Origin of the sequence: Maricaulis sp. (genome assembly GCF_048269565.1) — a bacterium.
GTDB lineage: Bacteria > Pseudomonadota > Alphaproteobacteria > Caulobacterales > Maricaulaceae > Maricaulis.
Window position 1 is genome coordinate 21234 of sequence record NZ_JBLXIK010000011.1, and the last position, 24208, is coordinate 45441.

The window sequence follows — 24208 nt, forward strand, 5'->3', positions numbered from 1 at the left end:
AGTGTCGAATTAACCGGCGCTGGCGACGGCTTCACCATCGCTCGGCTCGGATTCGGTCTCGGTGGGTTCTTCGTCGGTTTCGGTTTCGATGGTTGCCGAGTAGTCGGGCAGGACGTCGCCGGAGGCGTCCAGCGAGCGCAGGCGCATCCCGGCGCTGGCGCCGCGGATTGGCGAGACGACAATCATCTCACCGCCACCTACGCCGGACGACACGACGAGACGGTCGGTGCTCGAGGTCACGACCGTGACGGTGCGGATGTCCAGGGTGCCGCCCTCATTGACGACGAAGACCGTGTTCTCGCCGCGCAGTGCCGAGCGGGGCAGAACCACCGCATTCTGGACATTGCGGCCCTGGATTTCGGCGTCGACGAACAGGCCGACAGCCAGAGGTGCGCCACCAGCCGCTGCCGCGCCATAGGGGTCTTCGACCTCCGCGGTGGCGTAGAGAACACGGGTCTGCGGGTCAATGGCGCTCTCGGTGCGGTTGATATAGCCGGTCCATTCGCGGGCTTCGCCGGCGAGAACGGCCGTCAGCTTGACCGGAATGCCTTCGCTGTCGGGGCCGGCATTATAGGCAATCGGGATGCCGAGCAGGCCGAGATCATTGTCGGTGAGTGGCAGGCGAACCAGGATGGTGTCGGTCGAGAAAACCTCTCCCAATGGCGTGCCGGTGGTCACAAACTGGCCCAGGTCCGCGCTTTTCACCAGCACACGGCCGTCGAAGGGGGCGGAAACGCGGGTGCGTTCGAGATCGAGACGTGCCGCCTGCAGGCTGGCCTGGGCGCTGGCCAGCTGGGCACGGGCATCGGCCAGTTGCGGCTCGCGCAGGGTCAGGGCGGAGGCTTCGCCCTCGCCCAGGTCGGCCCATTCGCGGGCCGCCAGCTCGGCTTCAGCCTGCTCGCGCGCCAGGCCTTGCTGCGCCTGGGCGACCAGTGCTGCGGCGCGGGTGACGGCGAGGTGATAGTCGGCGTCATCGATACGTACGAGGGTTTCGCCCGCTTCGAAGAAACCACCCTCAATGAAGCTCGGATTGACGTAGGTTATGCGGCCGGTGACTTGCGGCACGAGATTGATCTGGGTGCGTGGCCGGGCCTGGCCCTGGGAATGCACGGTCAGCGCGACCGTTTCCTGCCGGGCCTCCTCGACGAAGACGGCAACCGGTTGCGGTGCCGCATTGGCGCGCTGCGGTTCGGGCTTGGTCGAGAACAAGGCGATGATGATCAGCAGGACAATCCCGCCGGCAACGCCGAAGATTGCGAAGCGTCCGATAAGTTTTCCCATGACTATTCTCCTGTCTGCGCGGCCGGGTCTGCGGAAGATGCCGCGGAGAAATCGCCGGCGATGGCGAGGTAAAGATCGACCCGGTTCGTCGCGCGATCGCGACGGGCCGAGATGTATTGGCTTTCAGCGCTGATACGCCGGCTCTGGGCATTCAGCAGATCGAAGATGGTCGAGACGCCGCTCGAATACTGGCGTGTCACCAGCGCTTCGGCCTCGGCGGCCTCGTTGAAGGCCTGCTCCAGGCTGGCGACGCGCCGGGCGAGGATGTCGTCGGCATAGATCGCGTTTTCCGCTTCCTGCCAGGCCGTCAGCACGGTCGAGACATAGGAGGCGACCTGCAGCCGGGCATTGGCCTCGGCCTGGTCCCGCTGCGCCCGCAGGCTCCCGCCGGCAAAAATCGGCGCCACGAGCGACGCCGTGAGGCTGGAGACCAGCGTATCAAGGTCGAACATGTCGGCGACATCTGTACCGCCGGTTCCCGAGCCGCCGGTCAGCGACAGGCTCGGCAGCAAGGCCTTGCTGGCGGCATCGGCCCGCAGACCGGCCGAAGCCAGCCGGCGCTCGGCGGCGCGCACATCGGGACGGCGCAGGAGGAGATCGGCGGGTGAGCCGATCCCGGCCAGTGCGTCGATCACCGGGAAGTCACCCTCACGGGCGATTTGCCCGGCGGGATAACGGCCGAGCAGGGTTTCCAGACTGCGCGCGGCAGAGGCTTCCGCCCGTTCACGCGATGCCAGCGCGGCCTCGGAGGATGCCGTCGCGCTGCGTGCCGTGCGAACATCCGAGCTGCGAACCAGGCCACGGGCAAAGCGCCGCTCGGTCAGATCCAGCGCATTCTGGCTGCGCTGGACATCGCGTTGTGCGAGTTCGGTCTGCTGACGCGCTTCGATCAGGGCCAGCCAGCCCTTGGCGACCAGTCCGGCGACAGAGAGTCTGGCGGCGGCGAGGTCGTCAGCGGCGGCTTCGGCGTCGAGAGCGCCGGCATTGGCGCCGTCGCGAACACGACCCCACAGATCGGCTTCCCAGGATGAGCTCAGCCCCAGTGAAAGACTGTCCGAGCCGCTGCCCTGATAGGGTTCGGTGCGAGTATAGCCGCTTGAGAGGCTCAGGGATGGCAGGCGGCTGGCACCGGCAATGCGGGCGGCAGCGCGGGCGGCGTCATAGCGCGCCAGCGATTGGGCCAGTCCGGGATTGGCGGCGAGAGCTTCATCAACGAGCGCTGCTAGGCGGGGTGCGCCGAGTGATTGCACCCAGTCCTGGGCCGCAATTTCCCCGGAGGCATCGGCCGAAGCCGACCAGCTGTCCGGAGTGGCGGGCAGGAGGTTGTCGGGCTGAAAAGCCGGCACACTCGCACAGGAGGCCGCTGTCAGGGCGGTTGCGACGATTAATAGGCTTTTCTGCATGCGATGTTCCAACGCGTGACGATTGCTAGAGTTTTGCCAAACTAGGCGGCGCATAGCGAATGTCAACAGATTTTTATCGAAAAACACTAAAACATTAGCGAATGACATGAAAAGCCTCTCGTTTTTCGAGATGTAAAAACCAACCGGTATCGGCCTTTTCGCGAGCTGCTTCTTCCCGGCTGCAGAATGTGCGATAGGGCTGTGTACGGCACCCGTATCCGCGCAGACGCGGGTGCCGCTGTATGCCGAACCGCCAGGCACAAGGCGAGTGAAACTTGAGAAAGGTCGACGTGGACAATCAGCCCTCAATTCGCATCCGCCGCCGGGATACCGCAATCGTCGCGACCATGGGCTCGCTGGTGCTTGTCCTGTTCTGGTTGTTCGGCGAGCTTGGCTTTGTCGAGACCTTCGTCGCCATTGCGACCTTCGCCGGATTGTCGACCTTCTACTACCTGACGGTCAGTACGACGCTGAATCCGCCGTCCTCTGCCCTTCCGGTCAAGGCGGAGCAGACTCCGCCAAGTGGCCCGGCGACGTCCGAGCTGATGCTGCGTCATCTCCCCATTCCAGTCCTGTTGATCGGGCCGGAGGGCCGGATCGAGATGGCCAACCCGGCCGCGCGAGAGTTTCTCGGACTTGGCTCACTGGCCGGGCACCTGTCCTCGGTGCTGCGCCAGCCACGCGTGCTGGAGGCTGTCAGCGCGGCGCTTCGGGGCAATTCGGGCCCGCCCGTCGAGTATTCGACCCTGGCGCCTGTCGAGAGCCATGTCCGCGCCTTCGTCGCACCGATGCGGGCGCCAGACGACACTGTCATGCCCTGGCGGGCGATGCTGGTGCTGTCGGATGAAACCTCGATCAAGCGCGCCGATCGCATGCGGGCCGACTTTCTCGCCAATGCCAGCCATGAATTGCGCACACCGCTGGCCTCGCTGGCCGGCTTCATCGAGACCCTGCGCGGCCATGCGAAGGACGATCCCGAGGCGCGCGAGAAATTTCTCTCCATCATGTTCGAGCAGACCGAGCGGATGAGCCGGCTGATCAATGACCTTCTCTCGCTCTCGCGGGTGGAGCTGGACGAGCATGTGCCGCCAAACGGCCTTGCCGACCTGGTCGTGCTCGCCGGGGAGGTGATTGATTTCCTGCGGCCGCAGATCGAGGACAAGCAGATCGAGCTCACGCTCGAAGCGCCGGACTCGGTGATCGCGGTGGGTGACCGCGATCAGCTGACCGAGGTCTTCCAGAACCTGATCGAGAACGCGGTCAAATACTCCCCGGCGAATTCCAGCGTCCTGGTCCGTATCGAGCCGGAACAGCCCCGCGACCAGGCGGAACGCCCGGCCAGCATGCTGGGCGAGGGTGCCAGCCGCCTGACGCTGGCGGCCCCGAAATCGGGGGCTGCCGAACGCTATGTCGCCGTAAGGGTGCGTGACCAGGGCCGCGGGATTGACCGGCGCGACCTGCCGCGGCTATCGGAGCGATTCTACCGGGTTGGCGGCCAGAAGAGCGGGCCCAATGAAGGCACCGGACTCGGCCTCGCCATCGTCAAGCACATCGTGAATCGCCATCGTGGCGGCTTCACGGTCGAAAGCGAGCCGGGCGGCGGTTCAGTATTCTCAACCTTTGTTCCGGCTGCGCTCGGACCTGCCGTGCCAGCTGAATCCGGCCGGGAGCTGCAAGGCGGTGGCGAGGAGAGCGCAGTCTGATCCGGGCATTGTCACAAAACCGTAGCTCATCTGTCATAAATGGGCTTCGGGCAGCCGATACGAGTTTGGCGACCATTGATTACAGGCGGCAAAGTGCCGTGTGACTGAAGGGCTGACCTGCATGTCGATCATCTCCATCGTCGCTCTCGCACTGCTCGTCATGATCGCCGGCGGCTTCTATGTCGGTCGCTCGCGCGCCATAGCCTCAGTCGACGGCGCGACCGCCGGTATGCACTCCCTGCCCAATTATCATGGCTATTATGTTGCGATCTGGACCGGCGTTCCCGCCTTCATCCTGTTGGGTCTGTACGCGGTTTTCGGCGGGCAGCTGGTCGAGCGCCTCGCGGTCGGCGAACTGCAATCCGAGGCGGTCTCCATCAATCGCAGTCTCGATGAAGCGCTCGCAGCCGACGCGGATTTCCTTGAACTGAATCAGGCCGCGGCCCATCTGCGTGAGCAAGTCGAGCGTCTCAACGCCGATATCCAGGCCCTGCGCAATGCGCGCGGCGAGGACCGCAATCCCGAGGAGCTCGACCAGTTTCGCACCGCGCAGATCGAGGCCCTGAACCTGTCCACGACGGCCGAGGATGCGGTGAGGTCGCGGCGGCAGGCCGTGGTTGACGCTGTTGAAGTCGCCGCGATCGCGGATGGTGCCGACAACCGCGCGCTGGCCGGCTATGAGCTCGCCCAGTCGCCGCGAGAGCGCCGGCAGCTCTTCCTGTCCGACAGCCGCCGCATTGCGCGGGGCGAACTGGCCAGCCGGGACTCGCCTGCCTTGCGTGCAGCAGCGCAAACGGTTTCGCGCAATCAGACTGTGATCAAGTTCGCGGCGGCCGCATTGGCCCTGGTCTTCGGCGCCGTCGGTTTCGCCGTGACCCGCGGGCAGGTTTCGAGCCAGTTCCGCGCTCGCAACAACGTCGAGCGGCTGGTGACTGCGGCGCTGCTGATCTCCTCGGTTATCGCCATTCTGACCACGGTCGGCATTGTGCTCTCGCTGTTGTTCGAGAGCCTGCGCTTCTTCTCTTCGGTGCCGGTGCTGGATTTCCTGTTCGGCCTCCAGTGGAGCCCGCAGATCGCAATCCGTGCCGACCAGGTTGGTCAGTCGGGCGCCTTCGGTGCGGTGCCACTCTTCGCAGGCACTGCCATGATCACCGTGATCGCGATGACTGTCGCGGTTCCGATCGGCCTGTTTTCGGCGATCTATCTGTCGGAATACGCCGGCCCGAAATTCCGGCAGGTCGCCAAGCCGGTCCTGGAAATCCTCGCGGGCATCCCGACGGTGGTTTACGGCTTCTTCGCCCTGCTCGCAGTCGGGCCGGCGATCCGCGCGCTGTTCACGGCCCTGGGGTTTGAGAGCGTCGTGACCCAGAGCGCCCTGTCGGCCGGACTGGTGATGGGCGTGATGATCATCCCCTTTATCTCCTCGCTGAGCGATGATGTTATCAATGCGGTGCCGCAATCGCTTCGCGACGGCTCGTTCGCCATGGGGGCGACGCGGTCGGAAACCATCACCCAGATCGTGATGCCGGCAGCCCTGCCGGGCATTGTCGGGGCGATCCTGCTGGCCGTCAGCCGCGCAGTCGGTGAGACGATGATTGTCGTCATGGCTGCGGGACAGGGCGCCAACCTGACCGCCAACCCGCTGGAATCGGTGACAACCATTACCGTGCAGATCGTGATGCTGCTGACCGGTGACCAGGAATTCGACAGTCCGAAAACCCTGTCCGCCTTTGCGCTCGGGCTGGTGCTGTTCGTGCTGACCCTGTTGATGAATATCGTCGCCTTGCGCGTGGTCCAGAAATATCGGGAAAAATATGACTGATTCACCCCGAACCTTCGCCGTCCGCGAGGATGTGGAACGCCGTCTGGCCAAGCGGTATCGTGCGGAGCTGCGCTTCCGTTCGGCTGGCCTGACGGCCATCGGTATCGCCGTCACGATCCTGTGCATCCTGATCGGATCGATCGCCAGCGAGGGCATCCCGGCCTTCACGGCCCATCAGCTCGTTCTGCCGGTTACCCTTGAGCGCGACCGGGTCGATCCCGAGGGAGATGGCTCGGAGGCTTCGCTGCGTCGTGGCTCGTATAACCGTGTCTTGCAGGATGCCCTGCGTGCAGAATTTCCCGGCGTCACCGCGCGCAGTGATGTGCGCAATCTCTTCAATCTCTACACGCCGCTGAATGCGACGCGCCTGATGGATACCGTGCTGGGGGATCCGTCACTGGTCGGCACAACCCATGCCTTCACCATGCCGCTCGCCGACGATCTCGATCTCTATCTCAAGGGCCGCCTTGTCGACGACCGCACCCTGCCGGTGGCCGGCGATCTGACGGTGACCGCCGATGGCGACGCTCTGGTGCTGCAGTCGACGACGACGGATTTTGCCGCACTGGTGCACGAGATGCAGCTGGCGCTGGGGGCCGAGGCGCGGACGCTGGAAATGCGCGCCGAGCAGGTGCTTGTCGCACTCGACCAGGTTCCCGACGAAGATGTCGCCCGCTTGCAGGCCGAAGCCGACCGGCATGCGGCCAATGCTGTGGCCCTGCGGGAACTGGCGCTCGCCGGCGAGGGATTCCTGCCGCTGACTGGTGAGATGCCAAGCGTGATCATCGAGACCGGCGGCCAGGCTTTCCGGCTGACACAGCTGGCGACCGATGGCTCGAGCGCGCGTGGAACGGCGGTGCTGGGCGATGGCGAAGTCGAGAACGCGTCTGCATGGACCCTCTATGTCATCGACACGCCGGAGGCCCGCCGGCGCGTCTCGGATCAATTGCTCATCTGGACCCGCTCCCTGGTCGAACGCGGCATGATCACGGCCGGCTTCAACACCCATCTGTTCAGCAATGCCGACTCACGTGAACCGGAACTGGCCGGGGTGAAGGGCGCGCTCTACGGCTCGATCCTGACGATGATCATCACCATGTTCCTGTCGGTGCCGATCGGCGTCTTCACGGCCGTCTATCTTGAGGAATACGCCCCGAAGAACCGCTTCACCGATTTCATCGAGGTCAATATCAACAATCTGGCCGCGGTGCCGTCGATCGTGTTTGGCCTGTTGGGCCTGGCAGTCTTCATCAATGCCTTCGGCCTGCCGCGATCGGCGCCGCTCGTTGGCGGGCTGGTGCTGTCGCTGATGACCCTGCCGACGGTCATCATCGCCACGCGGGCGGCGCTGAAGGCGGTCCCGCCCTCGATCCGCCAGGCGGCACTCGGGATCGGCGCGTCGAAGACCCAGGCGGTGTTTCACCATGTGCTGCCGCTGGCCGCGCCGGGCATTCTCACCGGGTCGATTATCGGCCTGGCCCAGGCGCTGGGCGAGACTGCCCCGCTGCTGATGATCGGCATGGTCGCCTTTATCGCCGATGCGCCAAGTCTCGGCCTGGCGGGCTTTACCGAGCCGGCGACGGTGATGCCGGTGCAGATTTTCCTGTGGTCGGACGGTGCCGAGCGGGCTTTTGAAGCGCGCACCGCCGCGGCCATTCTCATTCTCCTGGCGCTGATGATCGGCTTCAATGCCGTTGCGATTTATCTGCGCCGCCGCTTCGAACGAAGGTGGTAACGTCATGATCGACGCTGAAGTCCAACCAACCGTCTACCACAAGAATGCGCTCGGCGGCTCGTCCGTGAAGGTCGAGGCCCGCGATGTCAGCGTGTCCTATGGTGACAAACAGGCGCTGTTCAACGTCTCGCTCGACATCCCCGACAAGAGTGTCACCGCCTTTATCGGGCCATCCGGCTGCGGCAAGTCGACCTTTCTGCGCTGTATGAACCGCATGAATGACACCATTGACGGTGCGCGCGTGTCGGGCTCGTTGAAAATCGATGGCGCGGAAGTCAATGACCGTGCCGTTGATCCGGTGGTGCTGCGCGCCAGTGTCGGCATGGTGTTCCAGAAGCCGAACCCGTTCCCCAAGTCGATCTATGACAATGTCGCCTACGGGCCGCGCATTCATGGCCTCGCCTCGAACCGCGACGAGCTTGACGCCATCGTCGAGCAGAGCCTGCGCAAGGCCGGCCTCTGGTCCGAGGTCTCCGATCGCTTGCAGGGGCCCGGCACGGGTCTGTCCGGTGGTCAGCAACAGCGCCTGGTCATCGCCCGCGCGATTGCGGTCAATCCGGAAGTGATCCTGATGGATGAGCCCTGCTCGGCGCTGGATCCGATCGCGACCGCGAAGATCGAGGAGCTGATCGACGAGCTGCGCGAAAATTATTGCATCATCATGGTGACCCACTCGATGCAGCAGGCGGCCCGCGTCTCGCAGATGACCGCCTTCTTCCATATGGGGTCGTTGATCGAGGTCGGTCCGACCGAGGAGATTTTCACCAATCCGCTCGAGCCCCGGACCCAGGACTACATTACCGGACGCTTCGGCTGACGAAGCGATTGCCCGAGGAGGGCCAAATGGCGCTAACCAAGCACACACACATTGTGACGGCATACGGTGAGGAGCTGGACAAGCTCGCAGACGAACTGGCGCGTATGGGCGGGCTGGTCGAGATGCAGCTCGAGGCTGCCGTTGCCGCCGTCGTACGGCGTGACTCGTCGGTGGTCCCCGATGTTCGCCAGCGCGAGACCCAGGTCAATGCGATGCAGGTTGATATCGAGAAGCGGGTAATCCGGCTTTTCGCCCTGCGGCAGCCGCTCGCCACCGATCTGAGAATGACGATTTCCGCGCTCAAGATCGCGTCTGACCTCGAGCGGGTCGGCGATCTTGCGAAAAATATCGCCTACCGCTCCCGGGATCTCAACGGTTTCGCACCACTTGCGGTGCTGACCCGTGTTGAGCGTCTCGGCGCGATCGTCGCCAAGCAAATGCACGAAGTGCTCGACGCGTTGTCATCCTTTGACATCGAGCCGGCCATCCGTGTCTGGCGCAATGATGACGAGGTGGACGAGCACTATAACAGCCTGATCCGCGAGATGCTGCTGAGCATGGCCGATGACCCCGCCCTGGTGGGACCGGGCGCCCACATCCTGTTCGTGGCCAAGAATCTCGAGCGCATCGGCGACCATGCCACCAATATCGCCGAGGCGATCCACTACATGGTCACGGCCGAGGCGCTGGAATCGGCCGACCAGTCGTCGCGCTGATGAATTGAACGGGAGTCGATGATGAAACCCCAGGTGCTTGTGGTTGAAGACGAGGATGCCCTCGCGACGCTGCTTCAGTATAATCTCGAGAAGGAAGGCTATCAGGTCAGGCTTGCCAGCGATGGTGAAGAGGCCCTGATGCTGACCGGGGAGGCCATTCCCGATCTCGTGCTGGTCGACTGGATGTTGCCCAAGGTGTCGGGGATCGAGGTTTGCCGCCGCCTGCGCGGCCGCCATGAAACCAGCAATGTGCCGATTATCATGCTCACCGCGCGTGGCGAGGAAACCGACCGGGTCCGCGGACTCGATACCGGCGCCGATGACTATATCGTCAAACCCTTCTCGATGACCGAATTGTTCGCGCGCATCCGCGCCGTGCTGCGCCGTATCCGGCCCGGTCTGGCCGAGGACCTGATCACGGCCGGCGACATCGCGATTGACCGCGTGGCCCACAGGGTGAAGCGCGGTGATCGCGAGATCCATCTCGGGCCGACCGAGTTCCGCCTGCTCGACTATCTCATGCAGCACCCGGGCCGGGTGTTCTCGCGCGAGCAATTGCTTGATGCGGTCTGGGGTTCCGACGTCTATGTCGAGGCACGCACTGTGGATGTCCATGTCGGCCGTCTGCGCAAGGCGATCAACAACGCCGCCGAGACCGATCCGATCCGGACGGTGCGCTCGGCGGGCTATTCCTTCGACGTCAGCCGTAGCTGACCCTGGCAGCTGGGTTCTGGGGCAGCCGGGTTCTGGCCGTCGCCGGATGCAAAACGGCCGCCCCGGGGGGCGGCCGCTGCATGATCGTTCGGGCTGGTCTGTCTGCTGCGATCAGAAGTTATAGCGACGCGTTGCCGTGATCGAATTCAGCGCGGCGGCGGCTTCGCCACTGCGACGGCGCTTCTGGCTGGGCTGGTAGGCCATGTTGGCATGGGCATCGCAATAGGCGTGGCTCGCGCCGGTCTTGCGTCCGCAAAAACGGAAATTCGACAGCGACGGGTCACCGATTGGCCATTTGCACATGCTGTCCTTGAGGGTCAGGACAGTCGCGAATTCGCCCGATGGCAGGACTGCCGGCTCCATGGGAGCCGAGACGGGAGCCGCCGGTGCTGCAGGCGCCGGGCGGGCTGTGCGGACCGGTTCGATGGATGCCGTGGTCGTGCGAGGCCGGGACGGTTTCGCGGGCCGGCGCGCCGGGCGCGACGGGGTCGCACGGCCTGACAGACCCAGCCTGTGCACCTTGCCAATTACCGCATTCCGGGTGACACCACCCAGCTGTTTGGCAATCTGACTCGCGCTCAGGCCTTCCGACCAGAGCTTCTTGAGTTCTTCGACACGTTCGTCAGTCCAGGCCATCGCAGACTTCTCCCGGTTGGGGTGCGCCAGCCACCTTGATGATGGTAAACAGGGCGCATCGCCATTCATGATTAATTACACAATATATTGTAGCCGGCGAACCAAAAACCACAAGATCAGGCAGGCGCGAATCCTGTGGAAAGCGCACTTGCCTGCTAAATCGTTAACGTTGATGGTTACTGAAAGCTTAAGGGTAATCCGTTATGAGTAATGCTTCTCCAAGACCTGTCGCGGCGCCGCGGAGCTTCGGCGCCATCAACAGTCTCGGCTTGTGGACGCTGTACAAGAAGGAGGTCCGGCGCTTCCTCAAGGTCGTGACCCAGACCGTGCTGGCGCCGGTCGCCACCACCCTGCTTTACATGACGGTTTTCGCGGTGGCGCTGGGTTCCGGACGCGCTGCGGTTCATGGCGTGTCCTTTGTCGAATTCCTCGCACCGGGCCTGATCCTGATGGGGCTGCTCAACAACGCCTTTGCCAATACCTCATCCTCCATCCTCGTCAGCAAGGTACAGGGCAATGCGGTCGACTTCCTGATGCCGCCGCTCTCGGCGCTCGAGCTGGAAATCGCCTTTATCGGCGGCGCGGTGACGCGGGGCGTATTGGTGGCCGCGGTGACCGCCCTGACCCTTGTCCCCTTCGTCAATGTGATGCCGGTGCACTTCTGGGCCGTGGCCTATTTCGGCATTGGTGCGGCGGCGATGCTCGGGATGATCGGCATTATCGGCGGGCTGTGGGCGGAGAAATTCGATCACATGGCCGCGGTGACCACATTCGTCATCACGCCGCTCACCTTCCTGTCGGGCACATTCTACTCGATCAGCCGCCTGCCCGAACCGGTCCGCCTGATCAGCCAGTTCAACCCGTTCTTCTACATGATTGACGGCTTTCGCTATGGTTTCACCGGCTTTGCCGACGGTTCGCTGACTGTCGGTGTCGTGCTGGTCGGAGCGATCAACCTGGTGCTGGCGGTGATCTGCTATCGCCTGTTACGTGCAGGCTGGCGCTTGAAGACCTGAACGGACGGGCCTAGACCGTAAACAACAAAAAGGGGCGCCGGTGGCGGCGTCCCAACACGATCCGGAGAGACCCGATGCCTGCGCCAATGATGGATACCTACGCTCCACCCGAACTCATTTTCGATCACGGCAAGGGCGTTCGTCTGGTCACCGACAAGGGTGACAGCTATCTCGATTTCATTTCCGGCATCGCGGTCAACTGCCTCGGCCATGCGCATCCCAAGGCCGTTGCGGCGCTGACGGAACAGGCCGGCAAGCTCTGGCACCTGTCCAACATGTTCAAGGTCCCGGCCGGGATCGAACTGGCCGACAAGCTGACGGCGGCGACCTTTGCCGATCGCGTCTTCTTCACCAATTCCGGTGCCGAGGCGATGGAATGTGCGCTGAAAACCGCGCGCCGCTACCAGTATGTCTCGGGTAACCCGCAACGCTACCGCATCATCACCTTTACCGGCGCCTTCCATGGCCGCACCTATGGCGCGATCAATGCCGGCGGCAATCCCAAATATCTCGAAGGCTTCGGCCCGGCGATGGAAGGGTTCGACCATGTCGAGTTCGGCAATCTCGACGCTGTCCGCGCCGTGCTGTCCGAGGAGACGGCTGCCATCTGCGTCGAGCCGGTCCAGGGTGAGGGCGGTGTGCGCGCGGGCGATGATGCCTTCCTGCGCGGGCTGCGCCAGATCTGCGACGAAAACGGCCTGATGCTGATCTATGATGAAGTCCAGTGCGGGGCCGGCCGGACCGGCAAGCTGTTCGCCCACCAGTGGGTCGAGGGCGCCGAGCCCGATATCATGGCTTCCGCCAAGGGCATTGGTGGCGGCTTCCCGATGGGCGCCTGCCTCGCCACCGAAGCGGCAGCCCGGGGCATGGTCGTTGGCACCCACGGCTCGACCTATGGCGGCGGACCGCTGGCCATGGCCGTCGGCAATGTCGTGTTCGACGAGCTGACCTCGGACGGTTTCCTCGACCATGTCGTTGAGATGGCCAATTTCATGCAGCAGCAATTGCATGGCCTCGCCGACCGTCATTCCGACAAGATCGAGGAAGTGCGCGGCAAGGGTCTGCTGCTCGGACTGAAGCTGAAAGAGGGTTTTGATCCCAAACAGCTTGTGGTGAAGGCTCGCGATCGCCATCTGTTGATCGGCGCCGCCGGAGACAATGTCGCGCGGATGGCACCGCCATTGATCATCACGCGTGATGACGCCAGCGAGGCAATAGCCATCCTCGATGAGGCGCTCAGCGCACTTTAGGCGAACTGACATGACCGATATGACGCCCGCCATTCCCGGCGAGCTCGACGATTTCATTGCCGGCTTCCAGGTCGAGGGCCGGGCGGTGCGGGGGCGTGTCCTCCGCTCCGCCGGTGTGCTCAACCGGATCCTGTCGGCGCATGACTATCCCGAACCGGTGGCGCGTCTGCTCGGCGAGGCGGTCATTCTGGCCGGCCTGGTCGGCCCGGCGCTCAAATTCGACGGCCGGTTGATCGTCCAGGCCAATGGCACCGGCCCGGTCTCATTCATCGTCGCCGAATATGTTGCTGGCGAAGGCGTGCGCGGTTTCGCCAAGGTCGATCGCGAGGCCCTGGACACAGCGCTGGCCGCGGCCGATGCCGAGACGCCGACGATCCGCACCCTGCTGGGTGAGGGCTATTTCGCGATGACCATCGATCAGGGTCCGGACATGGACCAGTATCAGGGCGTGGTCCCGCTTGAGGGCGCCAGCCTGGCCGTGATCGCCGAGCATTATTTCGCCCAGTCGGAACAGACGCCGACCCGGTTGCGCATGGCGGTCGGCGAGGTCTGGACCCAGAATGGCGGCAAGAGCTGGCGTGGCGGTGGCTCCCTGATCCAGGCCGTCGCCGGCGATGAAAGCCGGGGCTCGGCGACGGAAGACTGGGACCATGTCCGGGCCCTGTTTGAAACCATCAGTGATGAGGAATTGCTCGATCCGGACCTGCCGGCCGGGTCCTTGCTGCTTCGCCTGTTCCATGAGGACGGGGTGCGGGTGTTCGAGCCGGCCGCGCTGCTGCGTCGTTGTTCATGCGAGCATCAACGCCTGTTGCGCATTATTGCCAGCTTCCCCGCCGATGACCGCGAACACATGACGACGGACGGCAAGATCGTGATGACCTGCGAATATTGCAATCGCGACTGGAATTTCCTCCCGGAGGAAGTCGCTTCCGCCGCGGGCTGAGCCGGCGTTTGCGGCGTTGTCAGCGCTCAGGAGCGCCAGAAGCGCGGCATGATCACCACCAGGACGGCGAGGACTTCGAGCCGTCCGATCAGCATGTTCGCCGTGAGGATCCATTTGGCCGCATCGGGCAGGGACTGGAATGTGCCGGCCGGGCCGATGATGTCCCCCAGTCCCGGCCCGACATTGGCCAGCGAGGTTGCCGCCCCCGAAAGGGCGGTGGTCAGATCCAGGCCGATCACTGACAGGGCGGCGGCGCTGATCGCGTAGACGGCGAAGAAAACGAAGAAGAATCCCAGCACGGAATGCAGGGCGCTGTCGGCAACCGGACGGCCATTATAGCGCATCTGGAAAATCGCGTTCGGCCGCAGGAGTTGCGCCAGATAGCGCCGGATCGCGGTGCCGGCGATCTGGTAGCGGAAAATCTTGATGCTGCAGCTCGTCGATCCGGCACAGCCGCCGATGAACATGAAGACGAAAAACGTCGATTCCGCCGCTGCGCCCCAGGCACCGTAGTCGGTTGTGGCATAGCCGGTGCCGGTGATGATCGAGACGGCGTTGAAACTGGCCATGCGCCAGGCCGGGTCCTCGCCATGCACGCCGGTGGCGATCAGGACGCCGGCCAGGACCACGGTGGCGAGCAGAATAACGAAGAGGAAGCCGCGCGACTGGGCGTCCTTGAGGATAAATTGTGGCTTGCCGCGCAGCGCCAGCACCAGCAGCGTGAAGGGCAGGGCGGCGGCGATCATGAAGACCAGGGTGATCATGTCGGCGCCGGTATGCATGAACTTGCCCATCGACATGTCGGAGGTCGAAAACCCGCCGGTCGACAGCGTCGACATGGCATGGGCCGTGGCGTCGAGCAGGTTCATGCCCGACATCAGATAGGCGACAGCACAGATCAGCGTCAGCATGGCGTAGACGGCCGAGATATTGGCGGCGATCTGGGTTGCTTTCGGTAGCACCTTGTCGGTCTTGTCGCCGGTCTCGAGCAGGAAGAGCTGCATGCCGCCGACGCCAAGCATCGGCCAGAAGGCCATCGCGGTGACGATGATGCCGATTCCGCCGAGCCATTGCAGGATGGCACGCCAGAGCAGAAAGCCGGGCGGGCGGAAATCGAGTCCGGTCAGGACGGTCGCGCCGGTCGTGGTCAGTCCAGAGACAGCCTCGAACAGCGCATCGGTCCAGTCCATGCCCTGGTCGGCCAGCCGCATCGGCAGGGCAGCGGTGATCGACAGCGCGATCCAGGCCCCGACCATCAGCAGGAAGACCCCGCGCGGCGTGATGGAATCAACCGGCCCGCGATTGGCCAGCGAGATCGACCCGCCGAAAAACAGCCCCAGAACCGAGGCCAGGAAGAAGGCCCGGGCGCTGACGAGTTCCTGCGCGACCAGGTCGATGATCGCGGGCACCAGCATGCCTGCCGAGAGGAATGTCACCATGATGCCGATCATGAAGACAACGGGGCGGATCGACATGTTCAAGGCATCAGGCTCCGCAACAGCGGCCGGAGCGGTGATGCCGGGACGGTGATGTTAGTGGAGGCTGAGGCGGTCATAGGGCCGGTCCAGCGGAAAATCGGGGATGATGGCGGCAAAGCTGTCGCCACCCTCGCGGCGCATCTCATAGCTGCCGCTCATGAAGCCGGATGGGGTCGAGAGCGGCGCGCCACTGGTATAGCGGAAGCGCTCACCCGGCCGGATGACCGGTTGCTCGCCGACCACGCCGGGGCCCTGCACATGCTCACTGCGTCCCATTGAATCAGTGATGACCCACTGTCGCGAAATCAGCTGGACGGGCTGGCTGGACGTATTCTCGATCTCCACCGTATAGGCCCAGACATAGCGACTCTCATCCGGCTCGGACTCGTCCTCGAGATAGTCCGGGCTGACACAGATCTTCACGCCGTCGGTCTCCTGCTCATACATGCTGTCTTGTCCGCCCATGGCCATCGGCTCGCATCGCCGCTGGTTTCAATCCGCCATCATCTGCCCGGTCGCGATCTCGCTCAACCCCCTACGGTCAGCATGGGTGGACAGAAGGCGACGGATATCGGACATCTTCCAGCCAACCGCAACAGAGCCGATCCCGTCATGTCCGTTTCCGGTATTCTCCCCGACCACCAGCTCAAGGCCCTGTTCGACCAGGGCGTCATCGCTGCAGATGCGCCACCTGACGCGTCCCAGATCCAGCCGGCCAGCATCGACCTGCGCCTCGGGGCCAAGGCCTACCGGCTGCGCGCCAGCTTTCTGCCCGGCCAGGGCCGGACGGTCGCCGATCGGCTGGCCGATGATCTTGTCATGCACACGGTCGATCTGCGCGAGGGCGCGGTGCTGGAGACGGGCTGTGTCTACCTGGCGCCGTTGCAGGAACGTCTGAAACTCCCCGCCGGGCTGAGCGCGGCGATGAATCCGAAGAGCTCGACCGGGCGGATTGATGTCTTCACCCGCGTTATCACGGACCAGGGGGTCGCCTTCGACCAGGCGCCGCTCGGTTATGAAGGCCCGCTCTATGCCGAAATCTGTCCGCGCACCTTCTCCATCCTGGCGCGCGAAGGCGAGCGGCTGAGCCAGATCCGCTTTCGCCGCGGCGCGCATGAAACGCTGCGCGAGGTGACGGTCAGTGTCGATCTCGCCGGTTTCGAGAATGGCATTGTCGGCTATCGCGCGCGGCGCCATGCCGGCCTGGTCGACCTGTCGAAACTGGGCGGTCATGCCAGTGTCCGCTTCTGGGAACCGATGACGGCGCCCGACCGCCGCCTGGTGCTCGATCCGGGTGAATTCTACATCCTGGCCTCGCGGGAATCGGTCTCGATCGGCCTCGACGAGGCGGCCGAGATGGCCCCGATCGCACCGGAGATCGGTGAATTCCGCGCCCACTATGCCGGGTTTTTCGACCCCGGTTTCGGCATTGCCGAGACCGGCGGGGCCGGCAGCCGCGCCGTGCTGGAAGTGCGTGGCCATGATGTGCCCTTCATGCTCGACCACGGCCAGGCGATTGCACGCCTGGTGTATGAACCCATGCTCGGGCGCCCGACAGCAGCCTATGGTGCTGTTGCGTCCAACTATCAGGCCCAGGGTCTCAAACTGTCGAAATTCTTCGCAAACTGATTGCCGTGAGCGATGAATAAGGACTTCGCGGCGGACGTCACCACGCCTATAATCAGCGCCGCACGCGGGTGTAGCTCAATGGTAGAGCAGAAGCTTCCCAAGCTTACGACGAGGGTTCGATTCCCTTCACCCGCTCCATTCTCCCCTCAGCCTTGAACCCGCCCTCCGCCGGGTGATGATTCCGTGCTGTACGTCCGGCTATCAGTAGCTGTGCCGCAGATTGACACGCGGATGGCTTGCGTTTCAATCTGCGTGCGGTTTCGCGGGGAATCGAGGGGATTGCCGCTGACCGCTCGGGGGGATTTCAATGCGTGTTGTTCTGGGTCTGATCGTGACGTTGCTGTTCTGTGGCCCTGGGGTGGCGCAGGTGGAAACCTATGCGGCGATGCCGCGGATCTGGGCGGCCGACCTTTCTCCGGACGGGACGCATCTGGCCACGGGTTGCAGTCCGCGCGGTGTGCGCGAGATCTGCATCTACGACCTGGCCGGCGGCGCGGCGCCAGTCGTTATTCCGGCTCCGGACGGCGGCGAGATGTCCGGCTTCGATTGGCCGGGCAATGCCTATCTGATCTATTACATCGACTCGGTTCAGACCTTGCCGACGCAGGACGGCCTGCGGACCGTGACCTTGACCCAGCCCGTCTCCTACTCGCTGGCGACCGGCCGTTCGGAAACCCTGATGGTCAATTCACGCCTGGTCTCGCCAATGGTGGGGGCCGAGGGGCGCGTTGCCATGGAGATTACCTTCGCGCTTGATACCCGTGCGGGCGCCGGCTCGCGGATTGGCGGGCGCGATGACAGCGGCACCGTTGTTTATGAGATGAACCTGGAAAACGGCCGCCGAGTCCGCCGCATGGAAGTGTCGGACGGCTCAACCATCGGCTATTTGCTGAATCCCGAGGGCGAGGTGGTGCTGGATGTCCGGCGGTTTGATGAAACCGGGCAGTATTCGGTGCACAGGCCTGACGGAGCCCAGAGCCCGGCGATCTATTCGGGCACTTTCCCGGCAAACCAGCCGCGGGTTTATGGCGTGATGGACAATGGCGAGGCTGTCGTCATCCGGATTCCGGGGACCGGCCTGCAGCGGCTGGACATCGCAACCGGCGCGCTCAGTGCTTTCGATGTCGGCGGAGAAGACGTGTCGCAAATGGGTGCGATCGTTGATTATTACGCCAGCGAGGTCGTCGGGTTCCGCTATACTGACGATCTGCCGCGCCAGATCTTCATCGATCCGGATCTCGCTGCCCTGCACGCGGAACTGAAACAGATCCTCACCGAGGATTCGGTCCTTATCACCACCTGGACGCCGGACCGGAGCAAGCTGGTCGTGGAGGGGCGCGATCCTGGCCAGCCGGCGAACTACTATCTGCTTGACCTGGGCACCGGCGGGCTCGGCTTGCTGGATGTCGAGACCGTGCTGCCCGAGGGCCACGCACCCGGTTCGCGTGAATATCTGGAGTATACGGCCTCGGACGGCCTCGCCATCCCGGCCTATCTGACCATGCCGGCCGGATTCGCCGAGGGCGATGCACCGCCGGCGCTGATCGTCATGCCACATGGCGGGCCGCGTTCCCGTGATACGGCGGAGTATGACTGGTGGGCCTCCTTTTACGCCGCGCGTGGCTATGCGGTCTTTCAGCCCAATTTCCGGGGCTCCTCCGGTTATGGCGAGGCGTTCGAACGCGCAGGTTATGGCGGGTTCGGCTCGCGGATGATCGATGACATCATCGAGGGCGCCCATCATGTGCAGGAAAGCGGTCGCGTCCGGCCGGGCCAGTATTGTGTGATTGGCGGCAGCTATGGTGGCTATGCGGCGTTGATGACGGCCTTGCGCGATCCCGGCAATGTCGCCTGTGCCCTGTCTTTCGCCGGTGTGACAGACCCCTTCGCCTTTCTCGGCAGCCGCGACAACAGGCATACCAGCCTGCGCTATTGGGAGCAGTATATGGGCGAGCGGTTTGGCGACCGCGACGAGCAGGAGACCATCACCCCGGCCGCCCGCGCTGACGAGCTTCGTCTGCCGTTGCTGATCATGCACGGCGAAGACGATACAACGGTGCCCTACGGCCAGTTCCGGCTCCTGCGCAATGCGATGGAGGGGCGTGACAATGTGCGTTTCGTCACCGTGCCCGATGCCGATCACTATCTTGGCACCCCCGAGGCCCGCACCACCCTGCTGCGCGAAAGCCAGACCTTCCTCGACGAGAACTTCCCGGCACACTAGCCTGCGCCGGCAGGTCTAGCGCCGCCGCAACTGGCTCAGATCCAGCCCCGCCAGCTCGGCGAGATGGGCGATCATGATGACGCCGACGGCGGCGGCGAGGATGGCGATCAGGGTCCAGGGGATGAGCCGCGGTCCGCGTTCGGGGCGGACGGGCTGTCCGGCGCGCCAGCGTCCGATGAGGAAGAGGGCGAGGCAAATTCCGAGCACGATGAGCGTGGCGGTGAGGGAGAGATACATGCCTGGTCCGTATATGTGCTGACGCCGTGTTCGGTCTTGTCCCAGAAATAGGGGCGCGTCACCAGCTGGTACAGGGCGCGCGCTGCAGCCCAGCTCTGCAGCGGCCAGTAGAGAGGCATCGACAACAGGTCGCCCAGCCTCACGGGCAGGCCGGCCCGGCGCATGCCCGTGGCTGCGGTCGCCGCCGACGCGGCATAGCCGGCCAGCAGGAATCCGCCATAGAGCACATCGTCGGCGCTGCCGGTGCCGGCATCGAGCAGGCCCCACAGGCAGAGCGCGGCCAGCGGTGCATGCGCCAGCGCCGAGACCAGGGCTGCACCGAGCGTAAGCGCGAGCGCGAGAACGGTTGGCCGGCCCGCCAGGTCGCGGGTGCCGCCGCGGCTGTGGACAGCCAGGGTCTGGGCATATCCCTTGAGCCAGCGTGTGCGCTGGCAGATCCAGGGCCAGACCTGCGTCGGTGCCTCCTCCAGGGTCAAGGGTGCAATCACGTCACAGCGATAACCCATCGCGTGCAGGCGGAAGCCCAGATCGGCGTCCTCGGTCACATTCCAGGCGTCCCAGCCACCGGCGCGGCGCAGGGCTGCGGTGCGGAAATGATTGCTGGTTCCGCCCAGCGGCAAGGGCCAGCGCAGCCGGGCGTAGAGCGGTAGCAGGGCGTGGAAATGCGAGGCGTATTCCAGCGCGAATTGCCGGGTCAGCCAGCATTCGCGCCGGTTGAACCAGTTGAGGGGCGCCTGCAGGCAGGCCAGGTCCGGACCTGCCGCAGCGAAGCTTTCGGCAGCGATGCGCAGCTGTCGCGGATGCGGCCTGTCCTCGGCATCGTGAATGGTGACGATTTCGCCGGAGCAGAAACGCAGGGCGTAATTGAGGGCGCGCGGTTTGGTGCGCGGCCCGCCTTCGGGCACCAGTATGACGCGGTATTTGTGATCGAGGTCCAGCGCCCGTGCGGCGGCGATCGTTTCGTGATCATCCACTTCCAGCGCCAGGCGGATTTCCAGCCGGTCGGCGGGGTAGTCGATTGCCTCCAGCGCTGCGACCAGCACCGGCAGTACCGCGCTCTCGCGATAGAGCGCAATGATAATGCTGACACGTGGCAGGGCGCAGTCCCGCAGCTCACGCCGCCTGGCCCAGGCTGGCGGCAACAGGCAGGCCAGCAGGCGAAGGAGGACCAGGGCGCTGAACAGCAGGGCGGCGATTGCGGCGAGCAGACTGGCCTCCCAGTTCGCCCGGCCGGCGGCGGCGATGAGCAGCAGGGCGAAACCGATGACAAGGGCGCCCGCCTGCCCCCGCGACAGGCCGCCCTTGGCGCTGAAGGCGGGGGTGCGCTGTGCCAGGCCCTCGGCGGCATCGCTGGCCCACAACCGGGCCAGCAGCTCCGGGGCATCAACCCTGTCGCGCCCGGGGACCGGCCCAGGGGCCGGAGAGTTGATGGAGCCGCGCTGGCCGTCGTCCATGACGTCACTCACAGAAATTGCGCTTTGGTGTCTGATATCCAAAACGCAACCCAGAGGAGAGTCAAGGCTTCTGCCCGGGCTGGTCAGCTGCCGGGATTGAGGACGTCGATCAGGGCCGGGCGCTCCAGCGTGTCATCGGCGAGGGAGAAGATGGTGGCGGTCGCTGTCGGATAGCCCATCGGCAAGGCGGCCCGGGCGCCGCAACGCGCGGCCAGCTTGTGCGCCAGTCCGCCAATGCCGGGATTGTGCCCGACCATGACAATCTGCGAGGCCTGTTTGAAGGCGCCGAGCGCGGCGCGCTCCAGCATTTCGGTGCTGGCATGATAGAGCGCCATCGGGTCCTCGATCGGCGGCATGCCGAGCAGCGGGGCGAGATGCTCGAAGGTCTGGCGCGTGCGCCAGGAAGGCGAGACCAGGGCCCGCTCGGCGGTCAGTCCGAGCCCGGCAAGCCGTTCGGCGGCCTTGCGGCTGTCCTCATGGCCGCGCGCGGTCAGTCCGCGCTGGAAGTCGTCATCGGCCTCGAGCCGGTCGACGGCCTTGGCGTGACGCATCAAAATCAAAATCCGGTCCATCAAGGCCTGCCCTGTCCAGGTTCAGAAAATCCGCATCATCCCGGCGTATCTTGCCATGACCGGGTCTGATGTGTCCCAAGTCCTAGTGTGTTTCGCGCCGCTTTTGAACCAAGCAGACAAGCCGGCGGCTGTTGCCGGTTGATGGCGGTGGCTTCATCCGCCTGCGGGCCTAGTCCAGCGTGCGCCGGTAACGCCGGATCGCGATGGCGGCGATGACCAGGAACATCACGATCAGCGGCCAGATGCTGGGCCAGACATCGGGCAGGTCGGCGCCCTTGAGCATCACCGCCCGGACGACGCGGATATAGTGCGTGGTCGGGATCATCTGCCCAAGCGCCTGGGCCCATTGCGGCATGGCGGCGAAGGGGAACATGAAGCCGGACAGCAAGAAGGACGGCATGAAGAGGAACATGGTCAGCTGCATCGCCTGCATCTGGCTGCGCGCCACGGTCGAGAACAAAAAGCCCAGCGCCAGATTGACGACGATGAACAGGGCGCTGGCGATGACGAAGGCGAGCGGGCTGCCCATAAACGGCACCCCGAACAGATAGCGGGCCCCGGCCAGCATGATGGCGACCTGCAGGGAGCCGACAAAGACATAGGGCGTGATCTTGCCGATCATCACCTCAAACGCCTCGGTCGGGGTCGAGAGCAGGGCTTCCAGCGTGCCGCGTTCGGCTTCGCGCGTCAGCGAGATCGAGGTCATCATCGCCATGGTCAGGGTCAAAATGGTGCCCAGAAGGCCCGGGACGATATTGAGCGCGGTGCGTCCGGCCGGATTGTAGCGCCGGTGAATCACGGTTTCGACCGGCGGTGTCATCTCGCCGAGCCAGGGCTCCAGCGCCCGTTGCACGATGCTGGCAAAGGCACCGCTGCCGGCGCTGGCGGCGACCGGGTCGGAGCCATCGGTGTCGAGCAGGATTTGCGGCCGCTCGCCGCGTGCCAGATCGCGCTCGAAATTCTGCGGGATCGTCACCACGAAGGAGGCGGTGCCATCGCGCAGGGCGATATCGGCCTCTTCGGGCGAGGCGATATGGCCCGTAATATCAAAGAATTCCGAGCTCTCCATTGCCTGGACAATGGCACGGCTGGCCGGGCCGCTATCGCCCATCTCGACCAGGGTTGGCAGATGGCGCGCATCGGTGTTGATGGCATAGCCGAACAGCAAAAGCTGCATCACCGGGATACCGACCATCATGCCGAAGGTCAGCCGGTCGCGCGTCATCTGGATGAATTCCTTGCGCAGGATGGCGATGATGCGATTGAGCGAAGCGAACCGGTTCATTGGAAATTGTCCTGTGCACCGGTCATCAGCCAGATGAAGGCTTCCTCAAGCCCGGTCTTGGCCCTGGAGACCTCGAATTCGGGGCGGTCGCGCCAGGGCGCAATCGCGCGCAGCAAGGCCGCCTCATCGCGGCCCGACACATGCAGGGCCGAGCCGAAACGGGCGATCTGGTCGACGCCGGGCGCGCCATCAAGCGCGTCATAGACCGGTTGCAGCCCCTTGCCTTCGATGCGCCAGGTGTGCAGGCCGACAATGTCGGCGATGTCGGCCGAGGGCGCGTCGATCAGCTTCCTGCCATAGGCGATATAGGCGATGGAATCGCACTGCACGGCTTCGTCCATGTAATGCGTCGAGACCAGCACGGTGACGCCCTGTTGCGACAGGCGCCGGATGCGGTCCCAGAAATCGCGCCGCGCCTTGGGGTCAACCCCGGCGGTCGGTTCATCCAGCATCAGCAGGCCGGGCTTGTGCATGGTCGTGGCGGCGAGCGCCAGACGCTGTTTCCAGCCGCCGGAGAGATTGCCCGCCAATTGCCGGGCGCGCGGCTCGAGATCGTATTCCTCCATCGTCGCCTGCACGGTTTGTTTCTGGTTCGGCACCGCGTGCAGGCGCGCCATGAATTCGAGATTTTCCTTCACGGTCAGGTCGCCATAGAGGGAGAATTTCTGCGTCATGTATCCGACGCGCGACTTGATCTCGCGGCTCTGGGTGCGGATGTCATAGCCCAGCGCCGTGCCGCCGCCGCCATCGGGTTTGAGCAGGCCGCACACCAGCCGGATCGTTGTCGTCTTGCCCGAGCCATTGGGGCCGAGAAAGCCGTAGATCGCGCCCCTGGGAACCTGGATCGAGAAGTCATCGACGACCCGGGTGTCGCCGAAACTCTTGGTCAGGCCGTGGACATCGATGACCAGTTCGCCATCCATGCTAGCGGACCTCGAGACGCAGCGGCGTGCCCGGGGGCGGCGGATTGGCATCGAAGCGCGCTTCGGCGCGATAGACCAGACGCGCCCTTTCGCTGTCGGAATAGATGAAGGGGGCGGTGAATTGCGCCTCGTCATCAATGCGGGTGATGGTCGCCATCAGACCGGCGCCGCAGGCATCGCAGGAGACCGCGAAACGGGTGCCGACCGGGGTTGCAGCCAGTTCCGGTTCCGGGATGAAGACCACGGCATGCACCGCGCCTTCGGGCAGGATGGAGTAGACCGGCAGGGCCGGGCTGGCCTGTTCGCCGGGATAGCGGATCTGGCGTTCCACCCGGCCATCAAACGGTACGGTGACGGCGCGCTGGGACAG

The 24208-nt window shown here is 64.4% G+C and carries 21 protein-coding genes and 1 tRNA gene; 12 read left to right on the plus strand and 10 right to left on the minus strand.

Annotated elements, in window-relative coordinates; all coding sequences use genetic code 11:
- Positions 1-9: 9 nt before the first annotated feature.
- The gene (locus ACN0YL_RS14165) at positions 10-1281 is read right to left on the minus strand and encodes an efflux RND transporter periplasmic adaptor subunit (protein ID WP_417498416.1); all 1272 of its coding nucleotides are present in this window, start codon (positions 1279-1281) and stop codon (positions 10-12) included.
- 2 nt (positions 1282-1283) lie between these two features.
- Positions 1284-2684, minus strand: a complete 1401-nt coding sequence (locus ACN0YL_RS14170; protein ID WP_417492265.1) for an efflux transporter outer membrane subunit — start codon at positions 2682-2684, stop codon at positions 1284-1286.
- A 275-nt stretch (positions 2685-2959) separates the two neighbouring features.
- Here ACN0YL_RS14170 and ACN0YL_RS14175 point away from each other — a divergent pair, with 275 nt between their 5' ends.
- The 6 genes from ACN0YL_RS14175 to phoB all read left to right on the plus strand — a co-directional run bounded on the left by ACN0YL_RS14175 (position 2960) and on the right by phoB (position 10191).
- Positions 2960-4387 carry an ATP-binding protein gene (locus tag ACN0YL_RS14175; protein WP_417498417.1) on the plus strand — a complete coding sequence of 476 codons (1428 nt, stop codon included), beginning with the start codon at positions 2960-2962 and terminating at the stop codon, positions 4385-4387.
- 121 nt (positions 4388-4508) lie between these two features.
- Entirely contained in the window at positions 4509-6209 is a 1701-nt protein-coding gene (pstC, locus tag ACN0YL_RS14180) for a phosphate ABC transporter permease subunit PstC (RefSeq protein ID WP_417498427.1), read from the plus strand.
- Positions 6202-7944, plus strand: coding sequence for a phosphate ABC transporter permease PstA (gene pstA, locus ACN0YL_RS14185; protein WP_417498418.1), 1743 nt, complete (start codon positions 6202-6204; stop codon positions 7942-7944). The genes pstC and pstA overlap by 8 nt, the downstream gene beginning before the upstream one ends.
- 4 nt (positions 7945-7948) lie before the next feature.
- Complete coding sequence (pstB, locus tag ACN0YL_RS14190) at positions 7949-8761, plus strand: phosphate ABC transporter ATP-binding protein PstB (protein ID WP_417498419.1); 813 nt, start codon at positions 7949-7951, stop codon at positions 8759-8761.
- A 26-nt stretch (positions 8762-8787) separates the two neighbouring features.
- Positions 8788-9477, plus strand: coding sequence for a phosphate signaling complex protein PhoU (gene phoU, locus ACN0YL_RS14195; protein WP_417492268.1), 690 nt, complete (start codon positions 8788-8790; stop codon positions 9475-9477).
- A 21-nt stretch (positions 9478-9498) separates the two neighbouring features.
- The gene (gene phoB / locus ACN0YL_RS14200; RefSeq protein ID WP_417471378.1) at positions 9499-10191 is read left to right on the plus strand and encodes a phosphate regulon transcriptional regulator PhoB; all 693 of its coding nucleotides are present in this window, start codon (positions 9499-9501) and stop codon (positions 10189-10191) included.
- 111 nt (positions 10192-10302) lie between these two features.
- Here phoB and ACN0YL_RS14205 read toward each other — a convergent pair whose 3' ends face one another.
- Complete coding sequence (locus ACN0YL_RS14205; RefSeq protein ID WP_417471354.1) at positions 10303-10827, minus strand: GcrA family cell cycle regulator; 525 nt, start codon at positions 10825-10827, stop codon at positions 10303-10305.
- A 203-nt stretch (positions 10828-11030) separates the two neighbouring features.
- Here ACN0YL_RS14205 and ACN0YL_RS14210 point away from each other — a divergent pair, with 203 nt between their 5' ends.
- The 3 genes from ACN0YL_RS14210 to ACN0YL_RS14220 all read left to right on the plus strand — a co-directional run bounded on the left by ACN0YL_RS14210 (position 11031) and on the right by ACN0YL_RS14220 (position 14036).
- Entirely contained in the window at positions 11031-11843 is an 813-nt protein-coding gene (locus ACN0YL_RS14210; RefSeq protein WP_417492269.1) for an ABC transporter permease, read from the plus strand.
- A gap of 74 nt (positions 11844-11917) precedes the next feature.
- Positions 11918-13093, plus strand: coding sequence for an aspartate aminotransferase family protein (locus tag ACN0YL_RS14215; protein ID WP_417492270.1), 1176 nt, complete (start codon positions 11918-11920; stop codon positions 13091-13093).
- Between the two features lie 10 nt (positions 13094-13103).
- Positions 13104-14036, plus strand: coding sequence for an Hsp33 family molecular chaperone (locus ACN0YL_RS14220; RefSeq protein WP_417498420.1), 933 nt, complete (start codon positions 13104-13106; stop codon positions 14034-14036).
- Between the two features lie 26 nt (positions 14037-14062).
- Here ACN0YL_RS14220 and ACN0YL_RS14225 read toward each other — a convergent pair whose 3' ends face one another.
- The gene (locus ACN0YL_RS14225) at positions 14063-15511 is read right to left on the minus strand and encodes a TrkH family potassium uptake protein (protein ID WP_417498421.1); all 1449 of its coding nucleotides are present in this window, start codon (positions 15509-15511) and stop codon (positions 14063-14065) included.
- A gap of 57 nt (positions 15512-15568) precedes the next feature.
- A complete protein-coding gene (apaG, locus tag ACN0YL_RS14230) occupies positions 15569-15961 on the minus strand; it encodes a Co2+/Mg2+ efflux protein ApaG (protein WP_417471380.1) in 393 nt (130 codons plus the stop codon).
- A gap of 165 nt (positions 15962-16126) precedes the next feature.
- On the opposite strand from apaG, the gene ACN0YL_RS14235 reads away from it, so the two are divergent.
- The 3 genes from ACN0YL_RS14235 (at position 16127) to ACN0YL_RS14245 (ending at position 19367) form a co-directional block, all read left to right on the plus strand.
- The gene (locus tag ACN0YL_RS14235; protein ID WP_417498422.1) at positions 16127-17143 is read left to right on the plus strand and encodes a 2'-deoxycytidine 5'-triphosphate deaminase; all 1017 of its coding nucleotides are present in this window, start codon (positions 16127-16129) and stop codon (positions 17141-17143) included.
- A gap of 64 nt (positions 17144-17207) precedes the next feature.
- A tRNA-Gly gene (locus tag ACN0YL_RS14240) sits at positions 17208-17281 on the plus strand.
- A gap of 169 nt (positions 17282-17450) precedes the next feature.
- Positions 17451-19367 (plus strand): prolyl oligopeptidase family serine peptidase, encoded by a 1917-nt coding sequence (locus ACN0YL_RS14245; protein WP_417492274.1) that lies wholly within the window; start codon positions 17451-17453, stop codon positions 19365-19367.
- A 107-nt stretch (positions 19368-19474) separates the two neighbouring features.
- On the opposite strand, the gene ACN0YL_RS14250 is transcribed toward ACN0YL_RS14245, so the two are convergent.
- The 5 genes from ACN0YL_RS14250 to ACN0YL_RS14270 all read right to left on the minus strand — a co-directional run.
- On the minus strand, positions 19475-21058 hold the full coding sequence (locus ACN0YL_RS14250; RefSeq protein WP_417498423.1) for a glycosyltransferase: 1584 nt from the start codon (positions 21056-21058) through the stop codon (positions 19475-19477).
- Positions 21059-21141: 83 nt separating this feature from the next.
- On the minus strand, positions 21142-21609 hold the full coding sequence (locus tag ACN0YL_RS14255) for a SixA phosphatase family protein (RefSeq protein WP_417492276.1): 468 nt from the start codon (positions 21607-21609) through the stop codon (positions 21142-21144).
- Between the two features lie 190 nt (positions 21610-21799).
- Entirely contained in the window at positions 21800-22915 is a 1116-nt protein-coding gene (locus ACN0YL_RS14260; RefSeq protein ID WP_417492277.1) for an ABC transporter permease, read from the minus strand.
- A complete protein-coding gene (locus ACN0YL_RS14265; protein ID WP_417498424.1) occupies positions 22912-23838 on the minus strand; it encodes an ABC transporter ATP-binding protein in 927 nt (308 codons plus the stop codon). The genes ACN0YL_RS14260 and ACN0YL_RS14265 overlap by 4 nt, the downstream gene beginning before the upstream one ends.
- A 1-nt stretch (position 23839) precedes the next feature.
- Positions 23840-24208 (minus strand): HlyD family efflux transporter periplasmic adaptor subunit (locus ACN0YL_RS14270; protein ID WP_417498425.1); only part of this gene is annotated, 369 nt, incomplete at its 5' end.

Bases quoted from the DNA above. Each gene is read 5' to 3' on its own strand.
- ACN0YL_RS14165 (WP_417498416.1), bottom strand. From the start codon at position 1,281: ATGGGAAAACTTATCGGACGCTTCGCAATCTTCGGCGTTGCCGGCGGG.
- ACN0YL_RS14170 (WP_417492265.1), bottom strand. From the start codon at position 2,684: ATGCAGAAAAGCCTATTAATCGTCGCAACCGCCCTGACAGCGGCCTCC.
- pstC (WP_417498427.1), top strand. From the start codon at position 4,509: ATGTCGATCATCTCCATCGTCGCTCTCGCACTGCTCGTCATGATCGCC.
- pstA (WP_417498418.1), top strand. From the start codon at position 6,202: ATGACTGATTCACCCCGAACCTTCGCCGTCCGCGAGGATGTGGAACGC.
- pstB (WP_417498419.1), top strand. From the start codon at position 7,949: ATGATCGACGCTGAAGTCCAACCAACCGTCTACCACAAGAATGCGCTC.
- phoU (WP_417492268.1), top strand. From the start codon at position 8,788: ATGGCGCTAACCAAGCACACACACATTGTGACGGCATACGGTGAGGAG.
- phoB (WP_417471378.1), top strand. From the start codon at position 9,499: ATGAAACCCCAGGTGCTTGTGGTTGAAGACGAGGATGCCCTCGCGACG.
- ACN0YL_RS14205 (WP_417471354.1), bottom strand. From the start codon at position 10,827: ATGGCCTGGACTGACGAACGTGTCGAAGAACTCAAGAAGCTCTGGTCG.
- ACN0YL_RS14210 (WP_417492269.1), top strand. From the start codon at position 11,031: ATGAGTAATGCTTCTCCAAGACCTGTCGCGGCGCCGCGGAGCTTCGGC.
- ACN0YL_RS14215 (WP_417492270.1), top strand. From the start codon at position 11,918: ATGCCTGCGCCAATGATGGATACCTACGCTCCACCCGAACTCATTTTC.
- ACN0YL_RS14220 (WP_417498420.1), top strand. From the start codon at position 13,104: ATGACCGATATGACGCCCGCCATTCCCGGCGAGCTCGACGATTTCATT.
- ACN0YL_RS14225 (WP_417498421.1), bottom strand. From the start codon at position 15,511: ATGTCGATCCGCCCCGTTGTCTTCATGATCGGCATCATGGTGACATTC.
- apaG (WP_417471380.1), bottom strand. From the start codon at position 15,961: ATGTATGAGCAGGAGACCGACGGCGTGAAGATCTGTGTCAGCCCGGAC.
- ACN0YL_RS14235 (WP_417498422.1), top strand. From the start codon at position 16,127: ATGTCCGTTTCCGGTATTCTCCCCGACCACCAGCTCAAGGCCCTGTTC.
- ACN0YL_RS14245 (WP_417492274.1), top strand. From the start codon at position 17,451: ATGCGTGTTGTTCTGGGTCTGATCGTGACGTTGCTGTTCTGTGGCCCT.
- ACN0YL_RS14250 (WP_417498423.1), bottom strand. From the start codon at position 21,058: ATGGACGACGGCCAGCGCGGCTCCATCAACTCTCCGGCCCCTGGGCCG.
- ACN0YL_RS14255 (WP_417492276.1), bottom strand. From the start codon at position 21,609: ATGCGTCACGCCAAGGCCGTCGACCGGCTCGAGGCCGATGACGACTTC.
- ACN0YL_RS14260 (WP_417492277.1), bottom strand. From the start codon at position 22,915: ATGAACCGGTTCGCTTCGCTCAATCGCATCATCGCCATCCTGCGCAAG.
- ACN0YL_RS14265 (WP_417498424.1), bottom strand. From the start codon at position 23,838: ATGGATGGCGAACTGGTCATCGATGTCCACGGCCTGACCAAGAGTTTC.